This is a genomic window from Bacillus sp. AG4(2022) (assembly GCF_031844465.1).
Taxonomy (GTDB): domain Bacteria; phylum Bacillota; class Bacilli; order Bacillales; family Cytobacillaceae; genus Bacillus_AB; species Bacillus_AB infantis.
This window is the reverse complement of the sequence record NZ_JAUZVH010000009.1, coordinates 23149-31663: the sequence shown is the minus strand read 5'-3', so window position 1 is coordinate 31663 and position 8515 is coordinate 23149. Positions and strand designations below refer to the sequence as shown.

Below are 8515 nucleotides of genomic sequence, written 5' to 3'. Positions count from 1 at the left end.
ACCTCTTTCATCCTAAGCATCAGCCAGGAAGCAGAGGCCCCGGCCAAAATAAAAACCAGCCATCATAGATCATTGGCCGGCTGCACTAGTCACTCCAAGCGGTTTAAAGTGCAAATAAAAACCGCTCATCACAGTGTTCTATATTCTTAAAACACCCTTGCATTTTCTGTCGAAACAGACAATTGCAAGCCAATTAAAATATATGATTCCTGTCATATTAAGTCAATATATATTTTATTCATTTGCCTTGAGTATACCGAAAAAACCAACAAGATGCAGACGCCAATATGCCGCCTGGAAAAAATGGTATATTATTACCATTTTCCCTTGTCTGAATATGTCGCTTAAAGCGGTTTTTTGTCAATAAGATGATATTGTCGATTTGGACATGCATTTGTAAAATTAGGAATATATATCTAAATATAGGAGGACTAAGCAATGGAGCATATTAAAGACCTGCTGTTCAACCTGCTGATCATTCTTATCGTCATGCTTTCTTTCCAGCTCCTTTTTGCCAGCCGCCTTCAATCGCTTTTTCTGCGCCACCGCGAGTATATTATTGCCGGCATCAGCATCATAACTGCTTCCCTTTGCCTGATCAGTTCAATCAAGATGAACAGCAGCTTTATTTTTGATCTGCGATGGATTCCATTCCTGCTGGGAGGATTATACGGAGGTCCCAGAGTCATCCTCGCCCTGCTCATTTTTGTCATCTTTATCCGCATTCCCCTCGGAGGGATCGGGGCGGCCTATAATATTCTCACCGGTTTGTTTGCCGGCTTTATTGTATATAAGCTTCACCCATCCTTCATTATCATGGACACCCGGCGGAAGCTGCTTACAGTATCACTCTTGTCTTTTCTTGTATCCATCGCAGCGTTCATGCTATTGTTTTCAAAAGCCGAACTGAAGGAATGCCTCGGTTTCATGGCCATTTATACGATCACCCAGACACTGGGGGCGTTTTTGACTGCCTACACCATTGAGCTGATCGTACAGAACCAGCAGCTGAACCGGGCGGTAATGAAGACAGAAAAAATGGAGGTCATTTCCCATTTGGCTGCCAGCATTAGCCATGAAGTGAGAAATCCCCTGACCGTAACGAAAGGATTTCTCCAGTTATTAAAAGAAGAAGAACCAGGCGGAGGAAAGCGTTCCTATTATTTAGACACAGCCCTTGAAGAGCTGAACAGAGCGGAAGTGATCATCAGTGATTATCTTACATTTGCCAAGCCGCACTGTGAAACAAATTCATGTTTTTCATTAGAAGGGGAAATCAGAAAAGCGGTTGAACTGATCACACCCTACGGGAATGCCCATTCTGTTGAAATCCATTGCGACACAGAGGAAGAATTATATATCAAAGGAGAAGATGCAAAGGTTCAGCAATGCCTGCTAAACCTTCTTAAAAATGCCATCGAAGCAATGCCTGGCGGAGGAGTCCTCTCTATATCGGCAAAGCTGCAGGACGACAAAGCGGAGCTCCTGATATCTGATACAGGCAAGGGGATGACCTCCGGGCAGCTCAGCAGGCTGGGGGAACCGTATTTTTCAACAAAAGAAGGGAAAGGGACGGGGCTTGGAATGATGGTGGTCTTTCGGATCATTGAGGGAATGGGCGGAAAAATAAAAGCAGAAAGCATGCTGAATAAAGGCACCTCCTTTACCATCCTGCTTCCTGCTGAAAAATGTCCTGATTAGCAGCTGTTCTTACACATGATCAAATGATGGCGGGTACTTTACCGTCCCGCTGATTCCAGTTAATGATCCCTCCTTAAATTCCATAACCATAAATACCTCTTCCGGTACAGGAAAAGGTGAAAAAATCCCAAAAACTGTGGAAGGCCGGAACCCAAACCTCGGATAATAATCGGGATGTCCCAATACAACGGCATGAGCAAAGCCCTGGAGTTCCGCCTGTTTCAAACCTTCTCTTATAAGAAGGGATCCTATCCCTTCATTTTGCCGCTGGGGCATGACAGCAACCGGGGCAAGCGCCAAGGTAGGCACTTCCCCTTCCCCTGTATCAATCACTGCCTTGCTGAACATGATATGGCCCACGATATCCTTTCCATCTTCCGCTGTTAGCGATAGTTCAGGAATATACTCCCCCGAGCTTCTGATGGCTCTGACAAGGGCGGCTTCGTTTTCACGGCTGAAAGCAAGCCTGTGGACATGTTCTGATCTGCTATAATCAGCTTCCTGCTCTGTCCTGATAATCATGACTATTCCGCCTGTTTTTTTGCCAGCTGCCTTGATTTGTCGGTGCAGCTATGCATGGCCGAAATGACCGAAGACCGAAAGCCTTGTTTTTCCAGCTCAGCTACCGCTTCAATAGTGGCTCCCCCAGGCGTGCATACCTGATCTTTCAATTCACCCGGATGCTTACCTGTCTCAAGCACCATTTTGGCTGCGCCAAGCACTGCCTGGGCTGCCAGCCGGTACGAGGTTTCCCTTGGAAGCCCCTGAAGGACGCCGCCATCAGCAAGAGCCTCAATGAACATATAGACATAAGCAGGTGAAGATCCGCTGATGGCAGGGATGCTGTCCATCAGTTTTTCTTCAATAAACTCAGCTTTCCCAAAACTTTCGAATAATTCTGCAGCCTCCAACCGTTCCTTTTCAGTCACCTGCCTGCTGGCAGCCAGGGCGCTCATCCCCTCCCCGACAAGCGATGGGGTATTGGGCATAGAACGGATCGCTTTTATTTCCCTGCCGAAAGCAGACTGTAGAAAGGCAAGGCTGATCCCTGCCGCTATGGTGATGATGATAGCATCTTCAGAAACGCTCCCGCTGATTTCCTCAATCACTTCCATATGAACATCAGGCTTTACTGCCAGAAATAAAAAATCAGCCTGTTCAGCTGCTCTCTTATTATCAAGGGTCACTTCAATATCATATGTATTTTTCACATAGGCAAGAGTACTCTCCGTCCTTGCACTTGCAACTATATCATCCGGCCGGGCGATCCCTGATTTCAGCATTCCCCCGATGATTGCCTGGGCCATCTTTCCGCACCCTATAAAACCGATTTTCTTATCCATTTTTCCACTTCCCTACATAAATTGCTCCCTATATTATACTTCCTCGCCTGCTTCAATTCCAACTTCCGGTTATATCAGGGTGTTAGAGGGTAAAATGGGAATGCTCCGCGCTTAACTGTGCGGAAAATTCTTTCTGCAGCAATAACCGAAGGAGCGTTGAATCATGATGGATAGGACACCACTGCCGGCCGAATTTTACACACAGCCGACCCTTGAACTTGCCAAGGCTCTTCTTGGCTGTCTTTTGATAAAGGAAACACCTGATGGTACAGCCGCTGGATATATTGTAGAAACAGAAGCCTATAAAGGCCCCGAAGACATGGCTGCACATAGCTATAATAACCGCCGGACCAAGCGGACAGAAGTCATGTACGCCGGTCCGGGGTTCGCCTACACATACCTTATGCATACCCACTGTTTGTTAAATGTCGTCAGCGCTGAAAAGGACAAACCGGAGGCTGTTCTCATCAGGGCCATAGAACCTGCTGAAGGAATTTCCCTGATGAAAGAGCGGAGAAAGATGGATAATCTGAAGAATTTGACCAACGGGCCAGGGAAGCTTACGAAAGCCCTTGGCGTCACCATGGAGGATTATGGACGCCTCTTTTCGGAGCCTCCCCTCATTCTTGCTGAAGGCTATACCCCTGCTGAGATAGCTAAAGGAAAAAGGATTGGAATTGATAATTCCGGCGAAGCAAAAGACTATCCGTGGCGCTTCTGGGTAAAAGGCAGCCCATATGTTTCCCGCCATCAGATAGAATCCTCATGATGGATGTTTATTCCTCTTTTAGCTGCAACTGCCCCGCATGATTGCCCTACGGAATAACCACAATAGTTATGTATGGTCTTCACCATCACAGCCCTTCATGAGGGAAAAAATTACAAACTGGGGGTAGTCAGATGCAGCAGTTTAACCAGCAAGGACAGTCAGGAATGAACACAAATGAGCAGATCCCGGCACATATGAATCATGGCGGACACGAGATGCTGGACATGAAAGAGGTCCTTTCAAGCACCGTAGCGGCAATCGATCAATACCTTATGTTCAGCGGGCAAATCCAGGATCCGCAGCTTAAGGAAATTGCAAACCGCCAGAGGCAGTTTATGATCACCCAATACAACACCATGGTTGACTGCTTCACTACCGGCCAAAAGCCGGCTGTATCGACTACAACCTATATGATGGGCGAAACACATGACGTCATCTACGGACTACAGCCATCCCAGCCTGCTGCACCAAAACAGTCAGCTTCCGAGATTGGCGACCAATGCTATTCAGGCTACCTGCTTGCTTTAATGAAAGGTGCAGCCTCCCAGCTGTCAATGGCCGCATTGGAGTGCACAAACCCAGTCGTAAGGCGTGTGCTTGCTGATAGTGTTCCCAATTATGCAGAAATGGCTTACGAGCTGTTCCTCTACCAGAATCAAAAGCATTATTACCAGGTTCCCCAGCTTGCGCCGCAGGATACAGAACAGCTGCTTGGAAGCTATACCCAGGCAGGCGGACAGCAAATGATGAACCAGCCTAATATGAATACCCTTCAATAACCGCTGCAGGCGCCCCAATGGGGTGCCTGCTTTTTTTATCCGCCACCGCAATTAATTGGAAAATGTTTTTTTCCACAGGCTGTTACTGCAACTGTAAAACTGGGTAAAAAAGCAGAAATAAAAAACAAAAAAATTGTTAATAAAGGCGGCGCTTCATGTGAAAGAAATTAAAGAATCCATCAAAGAAACATTGCTTGCCATCCTTCCCGTCTCTGCTGCAGTCATCCTTCTGCAGCTTGTCCTGATCCAATTGCCTTTCAAGGACTTTCTTCCATTCCTCTTTGGCCTATTCTTTGTCATCCTGGGACTGATGTTCTTCCTCATCGGCGTCAATATCGGCCTTCTTCCAATAGGCGAGATGATTGGGAAAATCCTGCCGAAGTCGAATAAAGCGTGGGTCATCATCCTCACAGGATTCATCCTTGGAATTGCCGTCACGCTGGCAGAGCCTGACGTCAGGGTACTGTCCACACAGGTTGACCAGGTATCCGGAGGAAAGATATCGTCCATTTCCCTCATATTATCCGTGGCTGCCGGAGTCGGTCTTTTTGTCGGCCTTGCTATGATCAGGACCATTTACAAAATCCCTGTTACCGCCATTTTGATAGCCGGCTATGCCATCGTCTTTATTGTCAGCATCTTCTCCCCATCGTCATTTGTGCCAATTTCATTTGATGCGGGAGGCGTAACGACAGGGCCCCTCGCCGTACCCTTCATCTTGGCACTCGGAGTAGGTGTGGCCCAGGTTTTCCGGAACCAACAATCCTCGGGCGATTCATTTGGCCTTGTCGGCCTTGCCAGCATCGGACCGATCCTGGCCGTTCTGCTGCTGGGAGGGATCTTTAAATGATGGACAAGCTATTTCATGGTTTCGGCAGCACTCTGACAGAGGTTGCTTTGGCCCTTGCTCCCCTTCTTCTTTGCTTCATCATATTTCAGATATTTTTTCTAAAATTAAAGAAACAGAAGGTCATCCAGATCCTTGCCGGTTTTCTGTCTGCTTTTGCCGGACTGGCATTCTTCCTTCACGGGGTCCATCTCGGCTTTATGCCAATCGGGGAGGAAATGGGAAAGAAGCTGGGTAATCTTCCATATTCCTGGATCATCATTCCAATTGGATTTGTACTCGGATTTGTCACTACATTGGCAGAACCAGCTGTAAAAATATTAAACAAACAGGTTGAAAAAGTAACATCGGGATACATCTCAGAAAAAATCATGCTCATCACCCTTTCAGGGGGAGTCGGTCTGTCCATTGCCCTTGCCATGCTCCGCATCCATCACGGCTTCTCTCTCTGGTACTATCTTGCGCCGGGATATGCACTCGTGCTGATCCTGATTTATTTTTCCAACACCAGCTTTATAAGCATCGCCTTCGATTCGGGCGGTGTAGCAACAGGGCCGATGACCGTTACTTTTATCCTGTCAATGGCTGTCGGCGCTGCCGCAGTAACTGAGGGGCGGGATCCCCTGACAGATGGCTTTGGCCTGATCGCCCTGGTCGCCCTTATACCGATACTGGCTGTCCTGATCCTGGGGCTCCTGTTCAAGAGGAAGGAAGGTGCTTCTTAAATGATCTACAAGCTTTTCATCGCCATCGTAAAAAAAGGCACTGCAAAAAAAGCTGTCCGGCTTGCCCGGGGATCCGGGCTTGCTGCTGCGGCAACTGTATATGCAAGGGGAATTGGAAAAAATGAGCAAACCTCATTTCTCGGATTGGAGATCAACCACGAGAAAGAAGTCATCCTTATGCTGATCAAGGAAGAATCCGCTGAAGAAGTCATTACGGAAGTCAGCAGCCATCTCCATTTTGAAAGGCCCGGTACAGGACTTGGATTGCTTATCAATATTAACGGATTCATCGGCGTCCAGTCCCCGGAAGTCCCCGCTGATGCAGAAGCAGAGGAAGGAGCGGCCAATATGAAGCCAGCCGATAAAGAATACGATTTGATTGTGACCATTGTAAAAAGCTCGGAAGCCGAAAAGATTATAAAGGCCTCAAAAGATGCCGGGGCTGACGGGGCAACCATCATTTCCGGCAGAGGGATCGGCATCAACGAAAAAGCCACTTTATTCAATATGCTGATCGAGCCTGAAAAAGAGATTGTGCTGACCATCATCCACAGCGGACGGACACAGGAAGTATTCCAGGCAATCTGCGATGCTGTCGAGCTGAATGTTCCTGGCAATGGGATTTCCTTTATCCTTGATGTCGATCAGGTAGCAGGCATCAATCATTAAATTTCTGAGCATATCAATATAGTAAATATCCCCATTTGTGAGAAAATAAAAAGGCAATTAAATTTCCGGGAGGTAACAATATGCCAAAAAGCTTGCAGGACACAACAAAGCTGCATAATGGAGTGGAAATGCCCTGGTTCGGACTCGGCGTTTTCAAGGTCCAGGAAGGATCCGAAGTCATTGATTCAGTCAAAGCAGCCATCAATAACGGCTACAAGAGCATTGACACAGCAGCCATCTATGGCAACGAAGAAGGCGTGGGACAGGCTATAAAAGAATCAGGTGCCCCGCGCGAAGAGCTATTCATCACGACTAAGGTCTGGAACTCTGAGCAGGGCTATGACTCTACACTGGCTGCATTCGACGAAAGCCTTTCAAAGCTTGGCTTGGAGTATGTCGATCTGTACCTGATCCACTGGCCTGTCAAAGGCAAGTATAAAGACACTTGGAGAGCCTTAGAAAAGCTGTATAAGGATGGCAGAGTCCGTGCAATCGGGGTCAGCAACTTCCATGTACACCATCTGGAGGATCTGCTTGAAACAGCGGAAATCGTGCCGATGGTCAACCAGGTTGAATACCATCCGCATCTGGCCCAGCTTGAGCTCCGCGAATTCTGCAAACAAAAAGGAATCCAGCTTGAAGCCTGGTCTCCTCTTAAGCAGGGACAGCTCCTGGATGAGCCTGTTATTACAGAGATTGCCGAAAAGCACAAAAAGTCCCCTGCCCAGATCATCCTGCGCTGGGACCTTCAAAATGAGGTCATCACCATTCCGAAATCAGTCAAAGAACACCGCATCATTGAAAATGCAGATATCTTTGACTTCGAGCTTTCCTCAGAAGACATGGAAAAAATCGATGCCCTCAACAAAAACGAACGCGTCGGTGCCGATCCTGATAACTTCAATTTCTAATAATATGCAAAAGGGGTATGGAATGGGTTCATTCTGTATCCCTTTTTGTCTTAATAGCCTCTGAATGTTGGCTGTTGATTTCCGTTCCAGGCACTTCGCTTTCCGCGGGGCGGCGCTGAGCCTCCTCACGCTTACGCGCTGCGGGGTCTCAGCTCTGCCGCTGCAATCCCACAGGAGTCTACGTGCCTTCCACTCCAATCAACAGGCTTATCAAACTTTTTTTCATTCTAACCCAGTTAATACAAATCCCTTTTCGATATAATCGCAACTTTAACTTCGCTCACCCAGTTAGCAAAATATAACTGTTTATCTCCCCCTGCAAAGGGAAAGGAATAATATCAAACCTAAGGAGGACTAATCCATGAGCAAAAGAAATTCCCTGACTGGGGTAGTGGCACTGGGTGCGCTTGCGTATATGTTCAGGAACAAGGAATCTCGGGATAAGGTTATGAATAAGGTAAAGTCTACATTCGGTGAAGACAATATCAGCAAAGTCAAATCAAAGCTTCCATTTTTGAATTCTGACCAAGGAAACACCCGCCAGGACCATTCAGGCCCGGCTTATGTCGACAGATAATAAATTGCCCAATCATGAGGCAGCTCCCCCAATCAGGGAAGCTGCTTTTTTCTTTGAACGAACCTCCTCCCCCTGAAACTTTTCCTTCCTTGACCCGTATGATAAAAAGAGGCATGTCCGCACAGCCAAAGCTGTAAACCGCTTTAAGAACTGTGTTATATTGGGAATATATGATTCTATCAAGAGACGGCTTA

General features: G+C 47.2%; 10 protein-coding genes and 1 riboswitch. Of the genes, 8 read left to right on the top strand and 2 right to left on the bottom strand.

The genetic code is table 11. The features are described 5' to 3' along the window. Positions 1–65: 65 nt before the first annotated feature. Positions 66–148: riboswitch (cyclic di-GMP riboswitch) on the bottom strand. A gap of 290 nt (positions 149–438) precedes the next feature. Further along, positions 439–1701, top strand: a complete 1263-nt coding sequence (locus Q9R36_RS21375) for an ATP-binding protein (RefSeq protein WP_009795024.1) — start codon at positions 439–441, stop codon at positions 1699–1701. 9 nt (positions 1702–1710) lie between these two features. On the opposite strand, the gene Q9R36_RS21370 is transcribed toward Q9R36_RS21375, so the two are convergent. Then, positions 1711–2223 carry a GNAT family N-acetyltransferase gene (locus tag Q9R36_RS21370; protein WP_009795023.1) on the bottom strand — a complete coding sequence of 171 codons (513 nt, stop codon included), beginning with the start codon at positions 2221–2223 and terminating at the stop codon, positions 1711–1713. Between the two features lie 2 nt (positions 2224–2225). Beyond that, positions 2226–3044: a pyrroline-5-carboxylate reductase gene (proC, locus tag Q9R36_RS21365; RefSeq protein WP_009795022.1), complete on the bottom strand. Its 819-nt coding sequence runs from the start codon at positions 3042–3044 to the stop codon at positions 2226–2228. 163 nt (positions 3045–3207) lie between these two features. Here proC and Q9R36_RS21360 point away from each other — a divergent pair, with 163 nt between their 5' ends. The 7 genes from Q9R36_RS21360 (at position 3208) to Q9R36_RS21330 (ending at position 8321) form a co-directional block, all read left to right on the top strand. Beyond that, entirely contained in the window at positions 3208–3813 is a 606-nt protein-coding gene (locus Q9R36_RS21360; RefSeq protein WP_009795021.1) for a DNA-3-methyladenine glycosylase, read from the top strand. A 131-nt stretch (positions 3814–3944) separates the two neighbouring features. After that, the gene (locus Q9R36_RS21355) at positions 3945–4592 is read left to right on the top strand and encodes a spore coat protein (protein ID WP_009795020.1); all 648 of its coding nucleotides are present in this window, start codon (positions 3945–3947) and stop codon (positions 4590–4592) included. Between the two features lie 157 nt (positions 4593–4749). Then, positions 4750–5442: a DUF1538 domain-containing protein gene (locus tag Q9R36_RS21350; protein WP_022543524.1), complete on the top strand. Its 693-nt coding sequence runs from the start codon at positions 4750–4752 to the stop codon at positions 5440–5442. Then, positions 5439–6164, top strand: a complete 726-nt coding sequence (locus Q9R36_RS21345) for a DUF1538 domain-containing protein (RefSeq protein ID WP_009795018.1) — start codon at positions 5439–5441, stop codon at positions 6162–6164. The genes Q9R36_RS21350 and Q9R36_RS21345 overlap by 4 nt, the downstream gene beginning before the upstream one ends. Then, positions 6165–6833: a P-II family nitrogen regulator gene (locus Q9R36_RS21340; RefSeq protein WP_009795017.1), complete on the top strand. Its 669-nt coding sequence runs from the start codon at positions 6165–6167 to the stop codon at positions 6831–6833. It begins immediately after the preceding gene. Positions 6834–6913: 80 nt separating this feature from the next. Beyond that, a complete protein-coding gene (locus Q9R36_RS21335; RefSeq protein WP_009795016.1) occupies positions 6914–7744 on the top strand; it encodes an aldo/keto reductase in 831 nt (276 codons plus the stop codon). Positions 7745–8105: 361 nt separating this feature from the next. Further along, positions 8106–8321, top strand: coding sequence for a hypothetical protein (locus Q9R36_RS21330; protein WP_094768379.1), 216 nt, complete (start codon positions 8106–8108; stop codon positions 8319–8321). Positions 8322–8515: the final 194 nt, after the last annotated feature.